The sequence below is a fragment of the Pseudomonas sp. Irchel s3b2 genome (assembly GCF_900187445.1).
Classification (GTDB): domain Bacteria; phylum Pseudomonadota; class Gammaproteobacteria; order Pseudomonadales; family Pseudomonadaceae; genus Aquipseudomonas.
Genome location: NZ_FYEB01000017.1, coordinates 53132 through 74019 on the forward strand (window position 1 = coordinate 53132; position 20888 = coordinate 74019).

Sequence of the window (20888 nt, forward strand, 5' to 3'; positions counted from 1 at the left end):
CCCAATATATGGGATTGATATTTATATATTGAGATTTGCCTTCATCCAGGTTTATAGTCCAGCTCACTCACTGCCAAAAAACAAAACAGGTGAAGCGATGCTGGCGCAATTGATCGCGCTCGATTGGGGGACGACCTCATTACGTGCTTACAAACTCGGTTTCGGTGGCCAGGTGCAGGAACAGCGCTCGCTGTCATCCGGGATCATGCAGCTGCCCAAGACGCCGCGAATCATCGCCGGCCAGGCATGCGCCGACGGCTTTGAACTGGCCTTCGATGAGGCCTGTGGTGACTGGCTCGATGCGCAGCCCGATTTGCCGGTGATTGCGTGTGGCATGGTCGGCAGTGCTCAGGGCTGGTGCGAAGTGGCCTACTGCGACACGCCGGCGAACGTCGCCAATCTCGGAACTTCCCTACAAACCGTTCGCAGTCTTCGCGGTGTCGATGTGCACATCGTGCCGGGGGTGATTCAGCGTTCGCGCTTGCCGAACGTGATGCGCGGCGAGGAAACCCAAGTTCTCGGCGTGTTGCAGAAACTGCCGAGCGGGGCGGGCAACGATCTGTTGATCGGCCTGCCGGGCAGCCATTCGAAATGGGTGGAAGTGGCCGACGGCTGCATCGTGCATTTCGATACTTTCATGACCGGCGAAGTCTTCGCCGTGCTCAGCGAACACAGCATTCTCGGGCGGACTCAGCAACGCGGCGCGTCTTTCGATGGCGAAGCGTTCGATCGTGGCGTGCGAGTGGCTCTGTCGGCGGACGGCGAGATCGGGCCGCTGTCGACATTGTTCAGTGCCCGCAGTCTGGGGCTGACCGGCGAACTAAGCGCCAGCGCGCAACCGGACTATCTGTCCGGCCTGTTGATCGGCCATGAACTGTCGGCCCTGGCCAACGTTCAGCGGCGCCGACGCAACAGCGTGCATCTGCCTTCGATCATCCTCATCGGCAATGCGCAACTCTGCGCCCGCTACAGCCGGGCGCTCGACGCCTGCGGTTTTGCCCGGGTGACCATGGCCGAGCAGGCCACCGAACGCGGGTTGTGGCAGTTGGCGGTCGCCGCCGGGCTGATCACGACACCCTCATCACGTTAAACCTGACTGGAGGTCTGACATGCTCAAGCAAGCTCTGGCACAAAACGGTCTGATCGCGATCCTGCGTGGCCTGCGTCCGCAAGAAGCGGCAGCTGTTGGCGAAGTCCTGTACTCGGCTGGATTTCGCGTCATCGAAGTGCCGCTTAATTCCCCCGAACCGTACGAAAGTATCCGCATCCTGCGCAGTACCTTACCCGCCGATTGCCTGATCGGTGCGGGCACGGTGTTGACGCCGGAACAGGTCGAGCAAGTGAAAGCGGCGGGCGGCCAGGTGATCGTCATGCCTCATAGCGATGCCAAGGTGTTGCGTGCGGCGAAGGCAGCGGGGCTGTTCCTGTCGCCGGGTGTCGCGACCCCGACCGAAGCCTTTGCCGCATTGGCCGAAGGGGCGGATGTGCTGAAGATGTTCCCGGCCGAACAAATGGGTCCCGCCGTTGTGAAAGCCTGGTTGGCGGTGTTGCCGGCAGGGACGGTGCTGGTGCCGGTGGGCGGGATTACGCCGGACAACATGCAGGTGTTTGTCGAGGCCGGCGTCAAAGGTTTCGGCCTCGGGTCCGGGTTGTTCAAACCGGGCATGACGGCTGATGAAGTAGCAGTGCGCGCCAAGGCGTATGTCGCTGCCTGGAATGCTTTGCGTTAAGACTTTTTGGCGCTGTGAGCGCTGCATCTTAATAAGAGAGACAAAAGATGAAAATCACCAAACTCACGACCTTCATCGTTCCGCCGCGCTGGTGCTTCCTCAAAGTCGAAACCGACGAAGGCGTGACCGGTTGGGGTGAGCCCGTGGTCGAAGGCCGCGCGCACACCGTGGCCGCTGCTGTTGAGGAATTGTCCGACTACCTGATCGGCAAAGACCCACGCAACATCGAAGACATCTGGACCGTGCTCTACCGCGGTGGCTTCTACCGAGGCGGCGCGATCCACATGAGCGCCCTGGCCGGCATTGACCAGGCGTTGTGGGACATCAAGGGCAAGGCTCTGGGTGTGTCGGTCAGCGATCTGTTGGGTGGTCAGGTGCGGGACAAGATTCGCGTTTATTCGTGGATCGGGGGTGATCGCCCGGCGGACACCGCGCGTGCCGCGAAAGAAGCGGTCAGCCGTGGTTTCACCGCGGTGAAAATGAACGGCACCGAAGAGCTGCAATTCCTTGACTCCTTCGAGAAGGTCGACTTGGCGCTGGCCAACGTCGCCGCCGTGCGCGATGCGGTCGGCCCGAATGTCGGCATCGGCGTGGACTTCCATGGCCGGGTGCACAAGCCTATGGCCAAGGTGCTGATGAAGGAACTCGACCCATACAAACTGATGTTCATCGAAGAGCCGGTGCTCAGCGAAAACTACGAAGCGCTGAAAGAACTGGCGCCGCTGACCAGTACACCGATTGCCCTCGGCGAGCGGTTGTTCTCGCGCTGGGATTTCAAACGGGTGCTCAGCGAAGGCTACGTCGACATCATCCAGCCGGATGCCTCCCACGCGGGCGGCATCACCGAAACCCGCAAGATCGCCAACATGGCCGAAGCCTACGATGTGGCGCTGGCGCTGCATTGCCCGTTGGGCCCGATTGCCCTGGCGGCGTGCCTGCAACTGGACGCGGTTTGCTACAACGCGTTCATCCAGGAGCAGAGCCTGGGCATCCATTACAACGAGAGCAATGACCTGCTCGATTATGTGAAAGATCCGCGGGTATTCGACTACGACAAAGGCTTCGTGAAAATCCCCAACGGCCCGGGCCTGGGCATCGAGATCAACGAGGAATACGTGATCGAGCGCGCCGCCGTCGGCCACCGCTGGCGCAATCCGATCTGGCGCCATGCCGATGGCAGCTTTGCCGAGTGGTGATTTGACACCGTCCTTGTAGGAGCGAGGCTTGCCCGCGAAGGTCACGCCTCGGTCTGCCTGATTCTCATCGGCGTTCCCACTGACGCCTTCGCGGGCAAGCCTCGCTCCTACAGATTTTGTTGCGTTTCGTCCATTGACCTCAATAAACATAAGAAGAGGCACCCCCCATGCAACCGCAAACCCTTACCGGGCAGGCGTCGTTGGTGACGCCCAGTCGCAAGCGTTTTTTCATCATGGTCCTGTTGTTCATCACCGTGGTGATCAACTATCTGGACCGCAGCAACCTGTCGATTGCCGCCCCGGCGCTGACCAGCGATCTGGGTATCGATCCGATCCATGTCGGGCTGATCTTCTCAGCCTTCGGCTGGACCTACGCCGCCATGCAGATCCCTGGCGGCTGGCTGGTGGACCGGGTGCCGCCGCGCATCCTCTATAGCGTCGCATTGCTGCTGTGGTCGGTGGCCACGGTGATGCTCGGCTTCGCCGCCAGTTTCATCGCGCTGTTCGTGCTGCGCATGGCCGTCGGTGCCCTGGAAGCGCCGGCGTATCCGATCAACAGCCGCGTGGTGACGACCTGGTTCCCCGAGCGCGAACGCGCCACGGCCATCGGTTTCTACACCTCCGGGCAGTTCGTCGGCCTGGCGTTTCTCACGCCGGTACTCGCTTGGTTGCAGCACCAATATGGCTGGCACATGGTGTTTGTCAGCACCGGCGCGGTGGGCATTATCTGGGCGGTGATCTGGTATGCGGTTTATCGTGAACCGCGGGACTTCAAGGGTGCCAATGACGCTGAAATCGAGCTGATCCGCGAAGGCGGCGGGCTGGTGGATATCCAGGCTGAAACCGCGAAGGCCAAGGCGAAATTCAGCTGGGTCGACCTTGGGATTGTCCTGAGCAAACGCAAGTTGTGGGGCATTTACCTCGGTCAGTTCTGCCTCAATTCGACGTTGTGGTTTTTTCTGACGTGGTTCCCGACCTACCTGGTGAAATATCGCGGCATGGACTTCATCAAGTCTGGCTTGCTGGCGTCGCTACCGTTTCTAGCAGCCTTCGTCGGCGTGCTGTGTTCGGGGTTCTTCTCGGACTTTTTGATCCGTCGCGGCTACACGGTGGGTTTCGCCCGCAAGTTGCCGATCATTGGCGGCCTGCTGATTTCCACCTCGATCATCGGCGCCAACTTCGTCGAGTCGACGCCGCTGGTGATTGCGTTCCTCGCGTTGGCCTTTTTCGGCAATGGCCTGGCTTCGATCACTTGGTCGCTGGTGTCGACCCTGGCCCCGGCGCGCTTGCTTGGACTGACCGGTGGGGTGTTCAATTTCATCGGCAACCTGGCGGCGATTACCACGCCCATCGTCATCGGTTTCCTCGCCTCCGGTGATTCGTTTGCCCCGGCGATTACCTATATCTCGGTTCTGGCGTTGATGGGGGCGCTTTCCTACGTGTTGCTGGTGGGCAAGGTCGAGCGTATCAAGTTGTAGTCGCAGCCTTCGGGCGACCATAATGCCGCCCGTTCACTCGCTCAACGGTAAAGGCTGGATATGCAGGAAGACGCCCCAAAAATCGCCAAGGACGCCGCGCCGACTGGCACCCAGACACTGCTTCGTGGTTTGGGTGTGGTTCAGGCCGTGGCCAGTGGCGCCCGCGATCTCAAGGAAATCGCCCGGCTGATCGGCACGACGCGCAGCACCACTCATCGTCTGGCCAGTTGCCTGGTGGACGAGCGTTATCTGCGGGTGGTGCCGCAAGTCGGTTATCTGCTGGGGCCGAAACTGATCGAGCTGGGTTTCCAGGCACGTGAAGAGCTGCCGCTGGTGACACTGGCGGGGCCGTATCTGGATGAGTTGTCGGCGTTGACCGGTGACACCATTCACTTGGCGATTCGTGAGGGCGACGAGGTGTTGTACCTGCTCAAGAATCCGGGGCGCAACGGTCCGGAAATGCGCTCGCGAGTCGGCCATCGCATGCCATTGGCGCGTACCGGTATCGGTAAGGCGTTGATGCTCGATGACACGCAGGAAGAATGGCAACGGCTGTACGAAATCAGCTTGCCGGTGGGTGGGAAAAATCAGTTCTGGCCGCAACACCCGGAGCAATCCTGGGAGCAGTTTCAGCAGCGCATGATTGAGTACGTGGCCGGCGGTTATGCCTTCGATCTGGAAGACAACGAACCGTCGATCCGCTGTGTGGCGGCGCCGATTCGTGACGCCAGCAAGCGCATCGTCGCCGGTATCAGCATCGCCAGCACCGTGCCGTACATGCCGCTGGAAAAAATGGCCGAGCTGATTCCCCTGATCAAAGGGGTCACAGCTCGGCTTTCTGCTGAACTCGGCGCGAAAGTCTGATCAGACTTTCAGCGTCGCCATATCGATCACGAAGCGGTACTTCACGTCACCGGCAATCATGCGAGTGTAAGCCTCGTTGATCTGGCGGATGTCGAGCATTTCGATGTCGCAGGTGATGCCGTGTTCGGCGCAGAAATCCAGCACTTCCTGGGTTTCGGCGATGCCGCCGATAAGGGAACCTGCCAGTACCCGGCGACCCAATATCAGTTTGGCAGCGTGAACCGGTGGATCGATCGGCTCGACCAAGCCCACCAGAATGTGTACGCCATCGAAACGCAGGGTATCGAGGTAGGGATTGAGGTCGTGCTGCACCGGAATGGTGTCCAGCAGGAAGTCGAAATGTCCTGCGGCGGCTTTCATCTGTTCTGCGTCGGTGGACACGATCACGTGGTCCGCGCCTTGACGACGACCTTCTTCAGCCTTGCTCGCCGAGCGGGTGAACAGCGTCACTTCAGCGCCCATTGCCTTGGCGAACTTGATGCCCATGTGACCGAGGCCACCCATGCCGAGAATCCCGACCTTGTCGCCCGCCTTAACGCCGTAGTGCTTGAGCGGCGAGTAGGTGGTGATGCCGGCGCACAGAATCGGCGCGGCGCTGGCCGGATCGAGTTTCTCCGGGATACGCACGACAAAATGCTCGCTGACCACGATGCTGTCGGAGTAACCGCCCATGGTGTTGCTGCCATCGACCCGGTCCGGGGTGGCATACGTCATGGTCGGACCTTCGAGGCAGTATTGCTCCAGATCCGCCTTGCAGGCTTCGCAGTGGCGGCACGAGTCGACCATGCAACCGACGCCGACCAGATCGCCGACTTTGTGTTGGGTAACATTCGCACCGACGGCGGTGACTTTTCCGACGATCTCGTGGCCGGGCATCAGTGGGTAAACCGCAATGCCCCACTCGTTGCGTGCCTGATGGATGTCGGAATGGCAGACGCCGCAGTAGAGAATCTCGATCGCAACGTCGTCGGCCCGTGGGCTGCGGCGTTCGAATTTCATCGGGGCGAGGGGAGTGGTGGCTGACTGAGCGGCGTATCCGATGGCGGTGTACATGGTGAACCTCGCAAAAGCAGTGACAGGTGAGGCGAGCCATTCTGGGCGCCGCACGGGTGACCGGCCATGGCGATTCCTCCGGGTGTCATGCCTAATCCTCCGGCTTACACCGTTGATTGGTCGAATTGGCGTTCAGACCTGCGATGATGCTTTCATCCCTTTTTCGCGACTTTTTTTGTGAAGAGCTCCTCATGTTGTTGACCCGTCATCTCGATGCCAACGCCACTCTGGTTTCGCTGATCCAGCCGCTGACCATTCGCGATGGTTTCGCGCCCACCGCATTGCCGGGGGTGCAGGTTTTGCGCGCCAGTTGTGATGTCGCCCGTGGTCCGCAAATCTACGAGCCGAGCCTGGTCATCATCGCCCAAGGCAGCAAGTTGGCGTATCTGGGCCCGCGTACGCTGGAATACGGCGCCGGGCATTACCTGATTCAGGCGTTACCGGTACCCTTCGAATGCGAGACGTTTTCGGCGCCGGATGGCCCGATGCTCGGCGTCTCCATCGCCATTGACCGGGTAATGCTCGGTGAATTGGTATTGGCCATGGGGCTGTCGCCGGGGCGCACGGTTCCCGCACAGACGCCCGAGTCCATGACCTCGGCGGTGCTCGACGATGCCATGCGCGGTTGCGTGGAACGGTTGTTGCGCTGCCTGCACGATCCACTGGAATGCCAGATCATGGGCCCGGCGCGCTTGCGTGAATTGTTGTTCGTGGCGTTGCGGGGGCCGCAAGCCGATGTATTGCGCGCGTTGGTGGAACAACAGGGGCAGTTCGCCCGGATCGCGGCGTCCCTGAGCCATCTGCATGCCCATTACACCGAGCCGCTGAACGTCGAGACCCTGGCCAGTTGCGCGAACATGAGTGCGTCGACGTTTCATGAGCATTTCAAACGCAGCACCTTGTTGTCGCCGGTGCAGTATTTGAAGCGTTTGCGTTTGCTCAGGGCTCAGCAGTTGTTGCTGGGCGAAGGACTGGGCGTGGCCCAGGTGGCGCATCGGGTGGGGTATCAAAGTACGTCGCAGTTCAGCCGCGAGTACAAACGCTACTTTGAGCGCAATCCTGGGGATGAGCGGGCTGCTTGATGTCTGGCACCGCTTCGCGGTGTTCGCGGGCAAGTCGGATCGCCGCACCGCTCGCTCCTACAGGGTTTTGTGAATGACACATCACCGTAGGAGCGAGGCTTGCCCGCGAAGGCGTCCTTGAAGATTACGCCCGCTGTAACTTTCATCGGGCAACAAAAAGGCCCCCATTTCGGGAGCCTTTGTTGTTCAGCGATTCGACTTACATGTTCGGGTAAGTCGGGCCGCCAGAGCCTTCTGGCGCCACCCAGGTGATGTTCTGTGCAGGGTCCTTGATGTCGCAGGTCTTGCAGTGAACGCAGTTCTGGGCGTTGATCTGGAAGCGCTTTTCGCCGTCTTCCTGGGTCACCACTTCGTAAACACCGGCCGGGCAGTAACGCTGGGCAGGTTCATCGTACAGCGGCAGGTTCTTGGCGATCGGAATGCTCGCGTCGGCCAGCTTCAAGTGGCAAGGCTGTTCTTCTTCGTGGTTGGTCCCAGAGATGAACACCGAACTGAGTTTATCGAAGCTGATCTTGCCGTCCGGTTTCGGGTAGTCGATCTTCTTGCAGTCTGCCGCCAGTTTCAGGCAAGCGTAATCCGGCTTGGTGTCGTGCAGAGTGAACGGCAGTTTGCCGCCGAAGATGTTCTGGTCGAGCCAGTTGAAACCGGCACCGATGATCGGGCCGAACTTGTGCATCGCCGGGCCGAAGTTGCGGCTGGCGAACAGTTCGTCGTAGAGCCAGCTCTTCTTGAACGCGTCGACGTAAGTGGTCAGCTCTTGCGTGCCGTCCTGCTCGGCAAACAGCGCGTCGGCCACGGCGTCAGCGGCGAGCATGCCGGACTTCATCGCCGTGTGGCTGCCTTTGATCTTGGCGAAGTTCAGCGTGCCGAGGTCGCAACCGATCAGCGCGCCGCCCTTGAAGACCATTTTCGGCAACGAGTTCAAGCCGCCTTTGCTGATAGCACGCGCGCCGTAGCTGATGCGCTTGCCGCCTTCAAGGTATTGCTTGAGCACCGGGTGATGCTTGAGGCGCTGGAACTCGTCGAACGGCGACAGGAAGGTGTTGCTGTAGGAAAGGTCGACGATCAGGCCGACGACCACCTGGTTGTTTTCCAGGTGATAGAGGAACGAGCCGCCAGTGTTCTCGGTGCCCATGATGTCCAGCGGCCAACCGGCGGTGTGGACCACCAGGCCTGGCTGGTGCTTGGCCGGGTCGATTTCCCAGATTTCTTTCAGACCGATGCCGTAATGCTGGGCGTCAGCCTCGCTGTCGAGGTTGAAACGCTTGATCAGTTGCTTGCCAATATGGCCACGGCAACCTTCGGCGAACAGCGTGTACTTGGCACGCAGTTCCATGCCCGGGGTGTACAGGCCTTCTTTCGGATTGCCTTCGCGATCAACGCCCAGATCGCCGGTGATGATTCCGCGAACCACGCCGTTCTCGTCGAACAGCGCTTCCTGGGCGGCGAAGCCCGGGTAGATTTCCACGCCCAGGTTCTCGGCCTGCTGGGCCAGCCAGCGGCACAGGTTGCCCAGGGAGATGATGTAGTTGCCTTCGTTGTGCATGGTCTTGGGCACAAAGAAGTCAGGAATCTTCTGCGCGCTGTCGGCGTTCTTGAGCACGAAGATGTCATCGCGCGTGACTGGCGTATTCAGCGGCGCGCCGAGTTCTTTCCAGTCCGGGAACAATTCGTTCAGGGCCCGTGGTTCGAACACGGCACCGGACAGGATGTGAGCGCCGACTTCGGAGCCTTTTTCGACCACGCAGACGCTGATTTCCTTACCGGCTTCGGCGGCCTTCTGCTTCAAACGGCAGGCGGCGGACAGGCCAGCGGGGCCGGCACCGACGATGACCACGTCGAATTCCATGTATTCGCGTTCCACAGGCTATCTCCTACTCAAGGCTCAACAGTTTTTTTCTAATTGGAGGTTTGGCGTTGCATCCATTATTTCCTCCGGCAAACGCCGAAAGGGACAATGGATGACCCACCTTTCTCTCTAGGTGGCGCATTATATCTACACCACTCCTAGCGTCCAATACAAACGTTTGTTTGAATTGGCTCAAAGCCAGAGAAATCAAAGTCACGCGGCTTATGAACGGCTATTTTGCCGTATTGACCGGAATAGGCGTTCCGGTCAAGATACGGGCGGTTTTGCGCTCGCCGTAGGCTGACTGTTGGTTTCAAGAGCACCTCTAAAGACAGGGCGATGGCAATATAAGGTGATGCGCAGTGCAGGTTAGGCGTGCAGTTTACACGCCGTGATAATGAATGACTCGTGGGTCACCACTGACGAACGGTTATCAGCCTCGTGAGCAATGTTCACCCGATACACCTGCCAGCGTTTTTAGAGGTGCCCTTGCGCCGATGAGCATCAACCGCCAGGTTCGCCTAGGCGACTTTCTTTTCACCGGAGAGTAACGAGGAATCCATGAAGGTTCTTGTAGCTGTCAAACGCGTTGTGGATTACAACGTCAAGGTTCGTGTCAAGGCGGACAATTCCGGCGTCGACCTCGCTAACGTCAAGATGTCGATGAACCCGTTCTGCGAAATCGCAGTGGAAGAAGCCGTACGTCTGAAAGAGAAAGGCGTTGCGACTGAAATCGTCGTCGTCTCCATCGGCCCGTCCACCGCTCAAGAGCAACTGCGCACCGCGCTGGCTCTGGGTGCCGACCGCGCCATCCTCGTCGAATCCGCTGAAGATCTGACTTCCCTGGCCGTTGCCAAGTTGTTGAAAGCTGTTGTCGACAAGGAACAGCCTCAGCTGGTGATCCTCGGCAAACAAGCCATCGACAGCGACAACAACCAGACTGGCCAGATGCTCGCTGCATTGAGCGGTTACGGTCAGGGTACGTTCGCTTCGAAAGTCGAAGTCAGCGGCGATACCGTTGCCGTGACCCGCGAAATCGACGGCGGCGCGCAGACGGTTTCCCTGAAACTGCCGGCCATCGTCACCACCGACCTGCGTTTGAACGAGCCGCGCTACGCGTCTCTGCCAAACATCATGAAAGCCAAGAAGAAGCCTCTCGAAGTGCTGACTCCGGACGCTTTGGGCGTTTCCACCGCCTCCACCAACAAGACCCTGAAAGTCGAAGCGCCGGCTGCACGCAGCGCAGGTATCAAGGTCAAGTCGGTGGCTGAACTGGTCGAGAAACTGAAAAACGAAGCGAAGGTAATCTAATCATGACTATCTTGGTAATCGCTGAACACGACAACAAAGTGCTGGCCCCGGCCACGCTGAATACCGTTGCTGCTGCCGCCAAGATCGGTGGCGACATCCACGTTCTGGTTGCAGGCCAGGGCGCTGGCGCCGTGGCTGAAGCCGCTGCGAAAATCGCTGGCGTGAGCAAAGTCCTGTCTGCTGACAATGCTGCTTACGCGCATCAGCTGCCGGAAAACGTTGCTCCGCTGGTTGCAGAGCTGGGTAAGGCTTACAGCCACATCCTGGCCGCCGCCACTTCGAACGGCAAAAACATCCTGCCGCGCGTTGCCGCGTCCCTGGACGTTGACCAGATATCCGAGATCATCTCGGTCGAAAGCGCTGATACCTTCAAGCGCCCGATCTACGCCGGTAACGCCATTGCTACCGTACAGTCCAACGCTGCGGTCAAAGTGATCACCGTGCGTGCCACCGGTTTCGACCCGGTTGCCGCTGAAGGTGGTTCGGCTGCCGTTGAAGCCGTTGCCGCTGCCCACGACGCTGGCACTTCCAGCTTCGTTGGCGAAGAGCTGGCCAAGTCCGATCGTCCGGAACTGACCGCTGCCAAAATCGTCGTTTCCGGCGGTCGCGGCATGCAGAACGGCGACAACTTCAAACACCTGTACGCCCTGGCCGACAAGCTGGGCGCTGCCGTCGGTGCTTCCCGCGCCGCGGTCGACGCAGGTTTTGTACCCAACGACATGCAGGTCGGTCAGACCGGCAAGATCGTTGCGCCACAGCTGTACATCGCCGTCGGTATTTCCGGCGCGATCCAGCACCTGGCCGGCATGAAAGACTCCAAAGTGATCGTTGCGATCAACAAGGACGAAGAAGCGCCGATCTTCCAGGTGGCCGATTACGGCCTGGTGGCGGACCTGTTCGAAGCCATCCCTGAGTTCGAGAAGCTGGTCTAATCCGGCAGCTTGACTTATAAAGAGCCCGGCCTTTTGGTCGGGCTTTTTTTTGTTCTTCTGTAGGGTTTGAGTGGAGTGTTTCGCCATGGATTTACGCCGCGTGTGTGGCTGGTCATTGCTGCTGGGGCTGACGTTGCTGCCGACGCTGTCCATCGCCGCGGGTAAATGCGAGCGGCTGGTGGTGACCGGTAGCCCGGACGCACCGCCGTACCTGTGGCAAGACCCGCAAAATCCCAAGTACCTGATAGGCGCCAGCGCTGATCTGTTGCAGCACGTGGCGGGGGAGTTGGGGATCAAGGTCGAGCTGCTTTACGCCGGCAAACGCTCCCAGGCCCTGGACGAAGTGCGCAGCGGGCGGATGGACATGCTGGCCGATGCGCCGTTGATGGTCAGTGAGCTGGAAAATCTGGATTACATCCATCCACCGCTGCTGGAAAACAATTACCTGGTCTGGACCCGCAACGACTCGTTGCTGGTCTACAACGAAGCGCAGGACCTGCACGATCATCCCGGCGCGTTGTCGGAAAAGGCTCGAGTGACTCCGGCATTCGGCACTTTCGCCGAGCAGCAATTGACCCTTGTGCGCACACCCAATCTGACCCAGGCCTTTCAGAAATTGCTGCTGAACGAGGTGGAATTTGTCCTCGCCGGACGCTACTCGGGCATGGCCATGGTGCAAACGCTGGGGATGGCCGATGACTTGATGGCCCACCCACAACCCATCGACAAACCCGGCCTGTATCTCGCGGTTTCCCATAACTCTGCCTGCAACGATCCTTGGTTGCGCGGACAGCTGGCCAAAAAGATGACAGAATTGCCCGCGTCCGGACTGACAGAAGCTGCGCTGCTGCGCAATATCGAGCGTTGGAAAGCGCAACTCTCACAACCGCAGCCACAACCTGTCAGTACCCCAAAACAGTAGGGATTTTTAGTGAGTATTCGACCTCTTTTCGCTGCCCTGGCCGTTCTGGCTCTGGCGGGTTGTGCAGCCGATCCGGCGCCGAATGAACAAATACGCCTGACCGAACAGGCCCTCGAACAAGCCAAGGCCGTGGGTGCTACCGCCGACGAAGTGCCGGAGCTGAAACTGGCCGAAGACAAGTTCAAGCGTGCCAAGGGCAACATGGCCGACCAGTCCTTCAAGAATGCGCGCATGCGGGCCGAGCAGGCCGAGCTGGACGCGCGTCTGGCCGAAGCCCGGGTTCTGACCCTCAAGAGCGAGGAGCAGTTGAACGTGCTCAATACCCGCATCACTCGCCTGCGCAAGCAACTGGGAGATGCCCAATGAGCCTGAAGACCAAAGCACTCGGCGGCTTGATCCTGGCCGGCTGCGCAAGCCTTTATGGCTGCGCTGGCCAACACAGCGAAGCCGCAATCCAGCAGGCAGGCACCGACTTCCAGAAGGTCAAGGAAGACTCCAACGTGCTGCGCATTGCGCCCAAAGACGTGATCCGTGCCGGCGAGTCCCTGGCCCGCGCCGATCGTCTGTCCAGCTACTGGGGCAGCGGTTCGGACGTGGTGCATTACGCCTACCTGAGCCGGCGCTACAGTGAAATTGCCCGGGAACACACCAATCAAGTGCTCAACGAGGAACGCGCGACGAAGCTCGAACTCGAGCGTCAGCGCCTGCAGTTGGCCCTGCGTGAGTCCAAGTTGCTCAGCGTGCAGCAGCAGGGCAAGTGGCTCGAAGAGCAGATTGTGGCATTGGCGACTACCCAAACCGACCGTGGTCTGGTGATGACCTTGGGTGATGTGCTGTTCGATACCGGTGAAGCAGAGCTGAAAAGCTCGGCAAACCGTGTGGTGCTGAAGATCGTCCAGTTCTTGCAGCTCAACCCCAAGCGCGTGGTGCGGATCGAGGGCTATACCGACAGCACCGGCGGTAAACAGGAAAACCTCAAGCTGTCCCGTGACCGTGCGCAATCGGTGGCAGATGTGCTGATGGACCTGGGCATCGACGACAAACGTATCAAAGTCGAAGGCTACGGCGATGAATACCCGGTGGACGTGAACGCTTCCGAGCGCGGTCGTGCGCAGAACCGTCGGGTGGAAATTGTGTTCTCCGACGAAAAAGGCCAGCTCGGCGCCACTCGCTAAGGGTTATCGGAAAAGGCAGGTGACGTCCGAAATCCTGTAGGAGCTGTCGAGTGAAGCGAGGCTGCGATCTTTTGATCTTTCGCTTGGGACTCAAGTGAATCTGGAAAGATCGCAGCCTCGCTTCACTCGACAGCTCCTACACAGCTCCTACAACCCGGCCTGTCAGTCAGCGCCGGGTTTTTTTGCGCCTGCCCATCGGTCCACAGTACAGTTTTTGCTGACAATGGACTGTACGGTCGACTATTGTGGCAACTGTCCCAGTACACTTCTAAACTGTTCCGGTATTGTTTCACACAAGAATAAAATGCCCGTGAAATCGAGTGCTGCGTCATGACCAATCTCTTGCTCTATCAACGAATTGCTCAGCAACTGGCTGAAGACATCCGCCGCGGTGTCTATCAACCGGGGGAGCGCGTGCCTTCGGTGCGCAAGATGAGCTCGCAGCTCAACGTCAGCCATGCAACGGTGTTGCAGGCCTACGCCAACCTTGAGGATCAGGGGCTGATTCGTGCCCGGCCGCAATCCGGTTACTACGTGCACCAGACGCCGGCGCTCACGGCGCCAACCCCGGATATTGCCCGGGTCGAGCGCCCTGGCCTGGTCACCCGCAGCAGCATCATCCAGCAAGTACTGGTCGAATCCCGCCGCGAAGGCGTCTTCCCGTTGGGCGCGGCCGTACCGAGCGTCGACTATCTGCCGGTGCGGGCGCTGCATCAGCAACTGGCCAAAGTCACCCGTTTCCATAGCCCTCGGGCGTTCAGCTACATGTTCAGCCCCGGCTTCGAGCCGTTACGTCGGCAAGTGGCGATCCGCATGCGTGATGCCGGCGTGGTGGTCGATCCGTCGGAAGTGGTCATTACCCACGGTTGCGTCGATGCATTGCAGATGTCTCTGCGCGTGTTGACCCGGCCGGGCGATCTGATCGCGGCCGAGTCGCCAACCTATTATGGTTTGCTGCAACTGGCTGATCTGCTGGGGCTGAAAGTCATCGAGATCCCCAGCGATCCGGCTACCGGCATGAGCCTCGAAGCCCTGCAATTGGCAGCCAACCAGTGGTCGATCAAGGCGCTGGTGCTGACCACCCGTCTGAGCAATCCCTTGGGCGGCACCATGCCTGAAGAGCGGCAGAAACAACTGCTGCGTCTGGCCTCGGATTTCGATATTCAGGTCGTCGAAGACGATATTTACGGCGAACTGATGTTCGAGCAGGGCCGCACCAAATCGCTCAAGGCCTATGACCGGCTGGATCGAGTGATCTATTGCTCCAGTTTCTCCAAAACCCTGTCGCCCGGTGTGCGCATCGGCTGGATGATTGCCGGCAAGTACCAGCAGGAAATCCAGCGCTTGCAAACCTTCAGCACCCATTCGGCTTGCAGCGTCACGCAAATGGGCATCGCAGCCTATCTGGAGAACGGTGGTTACGACCGGCATTTGCGCTACATCCGTCAGGAATACCGCAAGAACCTCAGTGCTTTTCAACTGGCGGTGCAGCAGTACTTTCCGGAAGGCACGCAGATGAGCCGGCCCACCGGTGGTTTCATTCTGTGGGTCAGCCTGCCGGGACGGGTCAACACGCAGGAACTGCATGTGCGTGCGTTGCAGCAGGGCATCAGTATTGCGCCGGGGCTGATCTTCAGTAACACCGAGCAGTTCAATCACTGCATTCGTCTGAACTGTGGCACCCCCTGGAACCGTGAAGCCGAGCGTGCATTGATGACGTTGGGGTTGCTGGCGACGCAACTTTGTCAGGAGACGACGATCGGTTTTTGATCGGCCGGGCAGTTCTGAACTGCCCGCTTGTCTTGTTGTCTCCAACAGGCGAGCATATAACCTTCTGCCGTTCGCGCCGTTGGGTCCATGAAGCCGATTTTTCCTGCCGCCTGGTTGTTGATCTGCCTGTTGATGACCTGTCACGCGGAAGGCGTCATGGCGGCTTCCGTTGAGGAAAAACCGACAGCCAGCACAACCGCGGAAAAAGCGGCACCGGTCAAAAAGGCCGCGCCGACCAAAAAGAAGGCTACTGCGGTCAAAAAACGTTCCCCCATTGCTTCCAAGTCGAAACCGGCCAGTGAAGTCGTGCAAGCCAAACTCCCTTCCGCAAATCTCGACTTGAGCTTGCCCAAGGACATGGTCGAAGAACTGAAGCCGGTCGGCACGGTATCATTGCCCCGACACGATGCACTGTTGCCGCAAATGTTCGGTGACAAGAGCAGCCCGTTCCAGCTCAACGGTCGCCTGCTCAGCAACGAAATGCAGTTGCAACTGCGCAATGAAGAGCGTCGGGAAGTTGAAGGCGCGGCGCTGGAATTTGAGTTCAAGCAGTAAATCCACCCATTCGTGACCCGTGGACCAGACGCTTTGTCGGAGACTGGTCAGTCACGTTCGTTTGAGCGAAAAAACCCGGGCTCAGGTAATTTTAAACAGTCGTTTTAGTCGTTACTCTGTGCCCCGTCCCTTTACCCGTCGCGAGGAGCTTGTCGTCATGAGATGCCGTGAAGGCTGTGGCGCCTGTTGTATTGCCCCTTCCATCAGTTCGCCGATTCCCGGAATGCCCAATGGCAAAGCTGCCGGAGAGCGTTGTGTGCAGCTGTCTGCCGATAACCTGTGCAGCATTTTTGGCAAGCCGGAACGTCCTGCGGTGTGTTCGGCATTTGAAGCCGATATCGAGGTCTGCGGAAACAGCAGCGACGAAGCGATCAAATTGCTGGGCTGGTGGGAGCAAATGACGGCCGCGTGATGTGTTCATCGAACAGAACTTCAACAATAAGGAATAAGACTATGGGTTCGCTGCATCGTATGGCTGTGCTGTGTGGTTTGACGGTTTTGCTGGCCTCCACGGCCCAGGCCGAAGAATGGAAAACGGCCAAGGAAGAAGAGGGCATCAAAGTGTCCTTGAGTGAAGTGGCCGGTTCCCAATACAAGGCTTACCGTGGCGTGACCGTCATGAAGACCACCATGGCCAAACTGCGTGCATTGCAGGAAGACGTGCCGGGTGCCTGTGCATGGATTCACGAGTGCAAGACTCAGAAGTTGCTCAAACATGAAGGTAACCAGAGCTGGACCTACACCCAGTTCAATACACCTTGGCCGGTCACTCCTCGCGACTCCGTGTTGCATGTCACCACCGTTGAAAGCGCCGATGGAAGCCTGACCCGAGAATTGGAAGGGCAGCCCAAGTACCTTCCAGAAGAAAAAGGTTTTGTACGGGTCGCCCAGGTCAAAGGTTTCTGGAAGCTCGTGCCTAAAGGCGATCAAGTCGAAGTGACTTATCAGGCCCATACCGAACCCGGCGGCAGCGTGCCGTCGTGGTTGGCCAACAAGTTTGTGGTCGATGCGCCGTTCAATACCCTCAAAGCCCTGAAAGAACGCGCCGAGAAGTAACCCCCCGATATAGCCTGTTCGACAAACGCCCCGATGAATAACCTGTGGCGAGGGAGCTTGCTCCCGTTGGACTGCGAAGCAGTCCCCTTCTTTTTTAGGTAGAGAATGGGACCACTTCGCGGCCCAGCGGGAGCAAGCTCCCTCGCCACAGGTTCAGTATCGGGGCTTTATTTTGTTTCTGGATATGCGTTGAACGAAATTTTCACAAAGCCTCCAAGACAATTCACCCACGCCCCAACCCGTCAGCCTCCGCAACTTTGCGACACGTCTCTTGTCCAGAACGCTGCAAGCGACAGTCGGGCCTGCGGGTCAGTAATTCAATGGTAATGCCGCGGGTGATCGTGCAACATTTGCGCACCGCGCAAGCCCCGGGGCCGAGGATGGTCAACAGAGGGCAAGGCGCCGCTGTATTTTTGAAACTTCAACTTCCAATGGGTCCTAAAACGACATGGCAAACCCGGACGCCCTGAGTCAGCAGCGAGCTTCTAGTCGCCTGCTGCAACCGACCGTCAAATCGCATCTGGCCTACACACTGTTGTGTGCCCTGGTCATGATGGTCATGTTCAGCCTGCTGCGCGTGGCGCTGCTGGTCTACAACAGCTCGATGATCCTCGATACACCGGCTTCGACCTTTCTGGAAGCGTTCGCCAACGGCCTGCGTTTCGACTTGCGTCTGGTGGTTTACCTCAGCATTCCGCTGGTGCTGGCATTGTTCAGCGCCCGGGCCATGGCTGCCCGTGGGTTCTTCCGGCTGTGGCTGACCGTCGCCTCGAGCATCGCGCTGTTCCTTGGCCTGATGGAGATGGACTTTTACCGCGAATTCCACCAACGCCTCAATGGCCTGGTCTTCCAGTACGTGAACGAAGACCCGAAAACCGTGATGAGCATGCTCTGGTACGGTTTTCCGGTGGTTCGCTACTTGTTGGCCTGGGCCGTGGGCACGTTGATTCTGACCCTCGCGTTCAAGGGCGCCGACCGCGCCACGCGTCCTCGCGGGCCGTTCAGCGGTGGCAGCATTGGCACGCGGCAGGTCGCTCCGTGGTATGCGCGTGGCGTGGTGTTCGTGGTCTGCCTGCTGGTCTGCGTGGTCGCCGCTCGTGGCACCTTGCGTCAGGGTCCGCCAATGCGTTGGGGTGACGTTTACACCACCGACTCGAACTTCGCCAACCAGTTGGGCCTTAACGGCACGTTGTCGCTGATCGCAGCGGCGAAAAGCCGGATATCCGCACATCGCGATAATGTCTGGAAAGCCACGCTGCCACAGCCTCTGGCCCAGCAGACCGTGCGCGATTCGTTGCTGACTCCGAGCGACAAGCTGGTCGATCCCGAGACCGCAGCGATGCGTCGCAACTACAGCCCCGACACCAACAAGACACTGCCGATCAAGAACGTCGTGGTGATTCTGATGGAAAGCTTCGCCGGTCACTCGGTGGGCGCTCTGGGTCGTCCGGGTGAAATCACACCGTACTTCGACAAACTGTCGAAAGAAGGCCTGTTGTTCGACCGTTTCTTCTCCAACGGCACCCATACCCACCAGGGCATGTTCGCCACCATGGCCTGCTTCCCGAACCTGCCGGGTTTCGAATACCTGATGCAGACGCCTGAAGGCAGCCACAAACTGTCCGGCCTGCCGCAGTTGCTCAGCGCCCGCGACTACGATGATGTGTACGTCTACAACGGCGACTTCGCCTGGGACAACCAGTCGGGCTTCTTCAGCAACCAGGGGATGACCAATTTCATCGGGCGCAATGACTTCGTCAACCCGGTGTTCTCCGATCCGACCTGGGGCGTGTCCGACCAAGACATGTTCAACCGTGGTCTGGAAGAATTGAAGGCCCGCGATGGCAAGGATAAAAAGCCGTTCTATGCCTTGCTGCAGACCCTGTCCAACCACACGCCGTACGCCTTGCCGACGCCATTGCCGGTGGAGCGCGTGACCGATCGTGGCAGCCTGAACGAACACTTGACCGCCATGCGCTACTCCGATTGGGCGTTGGGTCAGTTCTTTGAACAGGCCCGCAAGGAGCCGTATTTCAAGGAAACCCTGTTCGTGGTTGTCGGCGACCATGGTTTTGGCAATGAACAGCAAATTACCGAAATGGACCTGGGCCGCTTCAACGTACCGATGCTGATGATCGGGCCGGGCGTCCAAGAAAAATTTGGTCAACTTGACCACACCGTGGGCACCCAGATCGACGTCGTGCCGACCATCATGGGCCGGATCGGTGGCGACGTGGTTCATCAATGCTGGGGGCGCGACTTGCTGAACCTGCCGGAAGGCGATAAGGGCTTTGGCGTGATCAAACCGTCGGGCAGTGATCAGACGGTTGCATTGCTCACTGCGGATCGCGTGCTGGTACTGCCCAAAGAGATGCCGCCGAAGTTGTATCAATACGAACTGGGCGCCCACCCGAAAGGTGAAGTGATCCCGGCATCGGCGGACGAAGCGGTGCTCAAGCAGAAACTTGAGTCGTTCATCCAGACGGCCACCAAAAGCCTGATCGATAACACCGCCGGTGTGGTTGACGGCAAGCCGGACTAAGTTTTGGCGCAATAGAAAAGAGGCCCTTCGCAGGGCCTCTTTTTTTTGCCGGCAAAACCTTTATATCTTGCCGAGTAGCAGCAGGATCAATAGCACCACCAACACCACGCCGATGATACCTGACGGGCCGTAACCCCAACTTCTGGAGTGCGGGAAGACCGGCAAGCCACCTATCAACAACAGGATAAGAATAACGATAAGAATTGTGCCCATGTCTGTTTCCTTGTTGGAAGCGTTGTGGTTGACCTAGCGTTTTAGCTTTTAGCCATCAGCTGGACTTGTATTAATCCTAGCTGCTTACAAAATCCGACTCATGGATATGAAGAAAAATTCCAGGTTTTCTTAATGTTTTTGGAAAGCATGTTTATTTCTTTTATTGCGTATCAAAGTTGAAACAACCGGACCGCGCCGTGGTTCATTACTGGCCATTCAGCAATCTGATGGAGCGTGGGTGGCGCAGTATCCTTCGCTACACTTGGTGCATCTTCCCCGGAACAACAAGGCTGTTTGCTATGCAAAATCGCATGATGATCACTGGCGCGGGCTCAGGCCTGGGTCGCGAAATCGCGCTGCGCTGGGCGCGTGAAGGCTGGCAGCTGGCCTTGTCGGACGTCAGTGAACCCGGCCTGCAAGAAACTCTGAAACTGGTTCGCGAAGCCGGTGGCGACGGGTTCATCCAGCGTTGCGATGTGCGTGACTACAGCCAGCTGACGGCGTTCGCCCAAGCCTGTGAAGAGAAGTTCGGCGGCATCGATGTCATCGTCAACAACGCCGGTGTGGCCTCGGGCGGGTTCTTCAGTGAACTGTCGCTGGAAGACTGGGACTGGCAGATCGCGATCAACTTGATGGGCGTGGTCAAGGGCTGCAAGGCGTTCCTGCCTCTGCTGGAAAAAAGCCGAGGCAAGATCATCAACATCGCCTCGATGGCGGCACTGATGCAAGGCCCGGCCATGAGCAACTACAACGTGGCCAAGGCGGGGGTGGTGGCTTTGTCCGAAAGTCTGTTGATCGAACTGGCCCACGAGGAAGTCAGCGTGCATGTGGTCTGTCCGTCGTTCTTTCAGACCAACTTGCTGGACTCCTTCCGCGGCCCGACCCCGGCCATGAAAGCCCAAGTCGGTAAATTGCTGGAAAGCTCGCCAATTACCGCTGCCGATATTGCCGACTACATCTATCAGCAGGTCGCCGTCGGCGAATTCTTGATCTTGCCTCACGAACAGGGCCGCATGGCCTGGGCGATCAAACAAAAAGACCCGCAATTGCTCTACAACGAAATGACCGTGATGGCCGACAAAATGCGCGCCAAGGCCAAACAATCCGCAAGCTGAACTTGCCCGTGCGCAATACCGTCGTTAGGGTGGCCGCCATCGGCC

At 58.8% G+C, this 20888-nt stretch carries 20 protein-coding genes; 17 read left to right on the top strand and 3 right to left on the bottom strand.

The window, feature by feature from the left end; translation table 11 throughout:
- Positions 1 to 97 precede the first annotated feature (97 nt).
- From CKW20_RS25340 to CKW20_RS25360, 5 genes are all read left to right on the top strand, one after another.
- Positions 98 to 1090 (top strand): 2-dehydro-3-deoxygalactonokinase, encoded by a 993-nt coding sequence (locus tag CKW20_RS25340; RefSeq protein WP_095055328.1) that lies wholly within the window; start codon positions 98 to 100, stop codon positions 1088 to 1090.
- Between the two features lie 19 nt (positions 1091 to 1109).
- Positions 1110 to 1730, top strand: coding sequence for a 2-dehydro-3-deoxy-6-phosphogalactonate aldolase (locus tag CKW20_RS25345; protein ID WP_018926189.1), 621 nt, complete (start codon positions 1110 to 1112; stop codon positions 1728 to 1730).
- A gap of 47 nt (positions 1731 to 1777) precedes the next feature.
- A complete protein-coding gene (dgoD, locus tag CKW20_RS25350) occupies positions 1778 to 2926 on the top strand; it encodes a galactonate dehydratase (protein WP_007903915.1) in 1149 nt (382 codons plus the stop codon).
- Positions 2927 to 3093: 167 nt separating this feature from the next.
- Positions 3094 to 4404, top strand: coding sequence for an MFS transporter (locus CKW20_RS25355; protein WP_095055329.1), 1311 nt, complete (start codon positions 3094 to 3096; stop codon positions 4402 to 4404).
- Between the two features lie 60 nt (positions 4405 to 4464).
- On the top strand, positions 4465 to 5268 hold the full coding sequence (locus CKW20_RS25360) for an IclR family transcriptional regulator (protein ID WP_095055330.1): 804 nt from the start codon (positions 4465 to 4467) through the stop codon (positions 5266 to 5268).
- Here the strand turns inward: CKW20_RS25360 and CKW20_RS25365 are convergent, their stop codons facing one another.
- Complete coding sequence (locus CKW20_RS25365) at positions 5269 to 6321, bottom strand: NAD(P)-dependent alcohol dehydrogenase (protein ID WP_095055331.1); 1053 nt, start codon at positions 6319 to 6321, stop codon at positions 5269 to 5271.
- A gap of 191 nt (positions 6322 to 6512) precedes the next feature.
- On the opposite strand from CKW20_RS25365, the gene CKW20_RS25370 reads away from it, so the two are divergent.
- Entirely contained in the window at positions 6513 to 7403 is an 891-nt protein-coding gene (locus CKW20_RS25370; RefSeq protein WP_095055332.1) for an AraC family transcriptional regulator, read from the top strand.
- 199 nt (positions 7404 to 7602) lie between these two features.
- Here CKW20_RS25370 and CKW20_RS25375 read toward each other — a convergent pair whose 3' ends face one another.
- The gene (locus CKW20_RS25375; RefSeq protein WP_095055333.1) at positions 7603 to 9267 is read right to left on the bottom strand and encodes an electron transfer flavoprotein-ubiquinone oxidoreductase; all 1665 of its coding nucleotides are present in this window, start codon (positions 9265 to 9267) and stop codon (positions 7603 to 7605) included.
- A gap of 546 nt (positions 9268 to 9813) precedes the next feature.
- Here CKW20_RS25375 and CKW20_RS25380 point away from each other — a divergent pair.
- From CKW20_RS25380 to CKW20_RS25425, 10 genes are all read left to right on the top strand, one after another.
- Entirely contained in the window at positions 9814 to 10563 is a 750-nt protein-coding gene (locus tag CKW20_RS25380; RefSeq protein ID WP_007903904.1) for an electron transfer flavoprotein subunit beta/FixA family protein, read from the top strand.
- 2 nt (positions 10564 to 10565) lie between these two features.
- The gene (locus tag CKW20_RS25385; RefSeq protein ID WP_095055334.1) at positions 10566 to 11495 is read left to right on the top strand and encodes an electron transfer flavoprotein subunit alpha/FixB family protein; all 930 of its coding nucleotides are present in this window, start codon (positions 10566 to 10568) and stop codon (positions 11493 to 11495) included.
- Between the two features lie 85 nt (positions 11496 to 11580).
- Positions 11581 to 12417 carry an ABC transporter substrate-binding protein gene (locus tag CKW20_RS25390; RefSeq protein ID WP_095055335.1) on the top strand — a complete coding sequence of 279 codons (837 nt, stop codon included), beginning with the start codon at positions 11581 to 11583 and terminating at the stop codon, positions 12415 to 12417.
- A gap of 9 nt (positions 12418 to 12426) precedes the next feature.
- Positions 12427 to 12783: a DUF4398 domain-containing protein gene (locus CKW20_RS25395; RefSeq protein WP_008073146.1), complete on the top strand. Its 357-nt coding sequence runs from the start codon at positions 12427 to 12429 to the stop codon at positions 12781 to 12783.
- Positions 12780 to 13592: an OmpA family protein gene (locus CKW20_RS25400; RefSeq protein ID WP_095055336.1), complete on the top strand. Its 813-nt coding sequence runs from the start codon at positions 12780 to 12782 to the stop codon at positions 13590 to 13592. Before CKW20_RS25395 ends, CKW20_RS25400 begins: the two co-directional genes overlap by 4 nt.
- A gap of 330 nt (positions 13593 to 13922) precedes the next feature.
- Positions 13923 to 15362 carry a PLP-dependent aminotransferase family protein gene (locus CKW20_RS25405; RefSeq protein WP_095055337.1) on the top strand — a complete coding sequence of 480 codons (1440 nt, stop codon included), beginning with the start codon at positions 13923 to 13925 and terminating at the stop codon, positions 15360 to 15362.
- Positions 15363 to 15449: 87 nt separating this feature from the next.
- Complete coding sequence (locus CKW20_RS25410; protein WP_095055338.1) at positions 15450 to 15917, top strand: translation initiation factor 2; 468 nt, start codon at positions 15450 to 15452, stop codon at positions 15915 to 15917.
- A 157-nt stretch (positions 15918 to 16074) separates the two neighbouring features.
- Positions 16075 to 16329, top strand: a complete 255-nt coding sequence (locus tag CKW20_RS25415; protein WP_095055339.1) for a YkgJ family cysteine cluster protein — start codon at positions 16075 to 16077, stop codon at positions 16327 to 16329.
- Between the two features lie 41 nt (positions 16330 to 16370).
- Positions 16371 to 16973, top strand: a complete 603-nt coding sequence (locus tag CKW20_RS25420) for an START domain-containing protein (RefSeq protein ID WP_095055340.1) — start codon at positions 16371 to 16373, stop codon at positions 16971 to 16973.
- Between the two features lie 448 nt (positions 16974 to 17421).
- Positions 17422 to 19515 (top strand): LTA synthase family protein, encoded by a 2094-nt coding sequence (locus tag CKW20_RS25425; RefSeq protein WP_095055341.1) that lies wholly within the window; start codon positions 17422 to 17424, stop codon positions 19513 to 19515.
- Positions 19516 to 19575: 60 nt separating this feature from the next.
- Here the strand turns inward: CKW20_RS25425 and CKW20_RS25430 are convergent, their stop codons facing one another.
- A complete protein-coding gene (locus CKW20_RS25430) occupies positions 19576 to 19728 on the bottom strand; it encodes a DUF3309 family protein (protein ID WP_008012020.1) in 153 nt (50 codons plus the stop codon).
- A 299-nt stretch (positions 19729 to 20027) separates the two neighbouring features.
- Here CKW20_RS25430 and CKW20_RS25435 point away from each other — a divergent pair, with 299 nt between their 5' ends.
- On the top strand, positions 20028 to 20843 hold the full coding sequence (locus CKW20_RS25435; protein WP_095055342.1) for an SDR family oxidoreductase: 816 nt from the start codon (positions 20028 to 20030) through the stop codon (positions 20841 to 20843).
- Positions 20844 to 20888: the final 45 nt, after the last annotated feature.

Excerpts from the sequence above, each read along its gene's own strand:
- CKW20_RS25355 (WP_095055329.1), top strand. The coding sequence starts at position 3,094 with ATGCAACCGCAAACCCTTACCGGGCAGGCGTCGTTGGTGACGCCCAGT.
- CKW20_RS25415 (WP_095055339.1), top strand. The coding sequence starts at position 16,075 with ATGAGATGCCGTGAAGGCTGTGGCGCCTGTTGTATTGCCCCTTCCATC.
- CKW20_RS25390 (WP_095055335.1), top strand. The coding sequence starts at position 11,581 with ATGGATTTACGCCGCGTGTGTGGCTGGTCATTGCTGCTGGGGCTGACG.
- CKW20_RS25400 (WP_095055336.1), top strand. The coding sequence starts at position 12,780 with ATGAGCCTGAAGACCAAAGCACTCGGCGGCTTGATCCTGGCCGGCTGC.
- CKW20_RS25435 (WP_095055342.1), top strand. The coding sequence starts at position 20,028 with ATGCAAAATCGCATGATGATCACTGGCGCGGGCTCAGGCCTGGGTCGC.
- CKW20_RS25430 (WP_008012020.1), bottom strand. The coding sequence starts at position 19,728 with ATGGGCACAATTCTTATCGTTATTCTTATCCTGTTGTTGATAGGTGGC.
- CKW20_RS25425 (WP_095055341.1), top strand. The coding sequence starts at position 17,422 with ATGGCAAACCCGGACGCCCTGAGTCAGCAGCGAGCTTCTAGTCGCCTG.
- CKW20_RS25405 (WP_095055337.1), top strand. The coding sequence starts at position 13,923 with ATGACCAATCTCTTGCTCTATCAACGAATTGCTCAGCAACTGGCTGAA.
- CKW20_RS25360 (WP_095055330.1), top strand. The coding sequence starts at position 4,465 with ATGCAGGAAGACGCCCCAAAAATCGCCAAGGACGCCGCGCCGACTGGC.
- CKW20_RS25420 (WP_095055340.1), top strand. The coding sequence starts at position 16,371 with ATGGGTTCGCTGCATCGTATGGCTGTGCTGTGTGGTTTGACGGTTTTG.
- CKW20_RS25380 (WP_007903904.1), top strand. The coding sequence starts at position 9,814 with ATGAAGGTTCTTGTAGCTGTCAAACGCGTTGTGGATTACAACGTCAAG.
- CKW20_RS25370 (WP_095055332.1), top strand. The coding sequence starts at position 6,513 with ATGTTGTTGACCCGTCATCTCGATGCCAACGCCACTCTGGTTTCGCTG.
- dgoD (WP_007903915.1), top strand. The coding sequence starts at position 1,778 with ATGAAAATCACCAAACTCACGACCTTCATCGTTCCGCCGCGCTGGTGC.
- CKW20_RS25410 (WP_095055338.1), top strand. The coding sequence starts at position 15,450 with ATGAAGCCGATTTTTCCTGCCGCCTGGTTGTTGATCTGCCTGTTGATG.
- CKW20_RS25385 (WP_095055334.1), top strand. The coding sequence starts at position 10,566 with ATGACTATCTTGGTAATCGCTGAACACGACAACAAAGTGCTGGCCCCG.
- CKW20_RS25345 (WP_018926189.1), top strand. The coding sequence starts at position 1,110 with ATGCTCAAGCAAGCTCTGGCACAAAACGGTCTGATCGCGATCCTGCGT.
- CKW20_RS25340 (WP_095055328.1), top strand. The coding sequence starts at position 98 with ATGCTGGCGCAATTGATCGCGCTCGATTGGGGGACGACCTCATTACGT.
- CKW20_RS25365 (WP_095055331.1), bottom strand. The coding sequence starts at position 6,321 with ATGTACACCGCCATCGGATACGCCGCTCAGTCAGCCACCACTCCCCTC.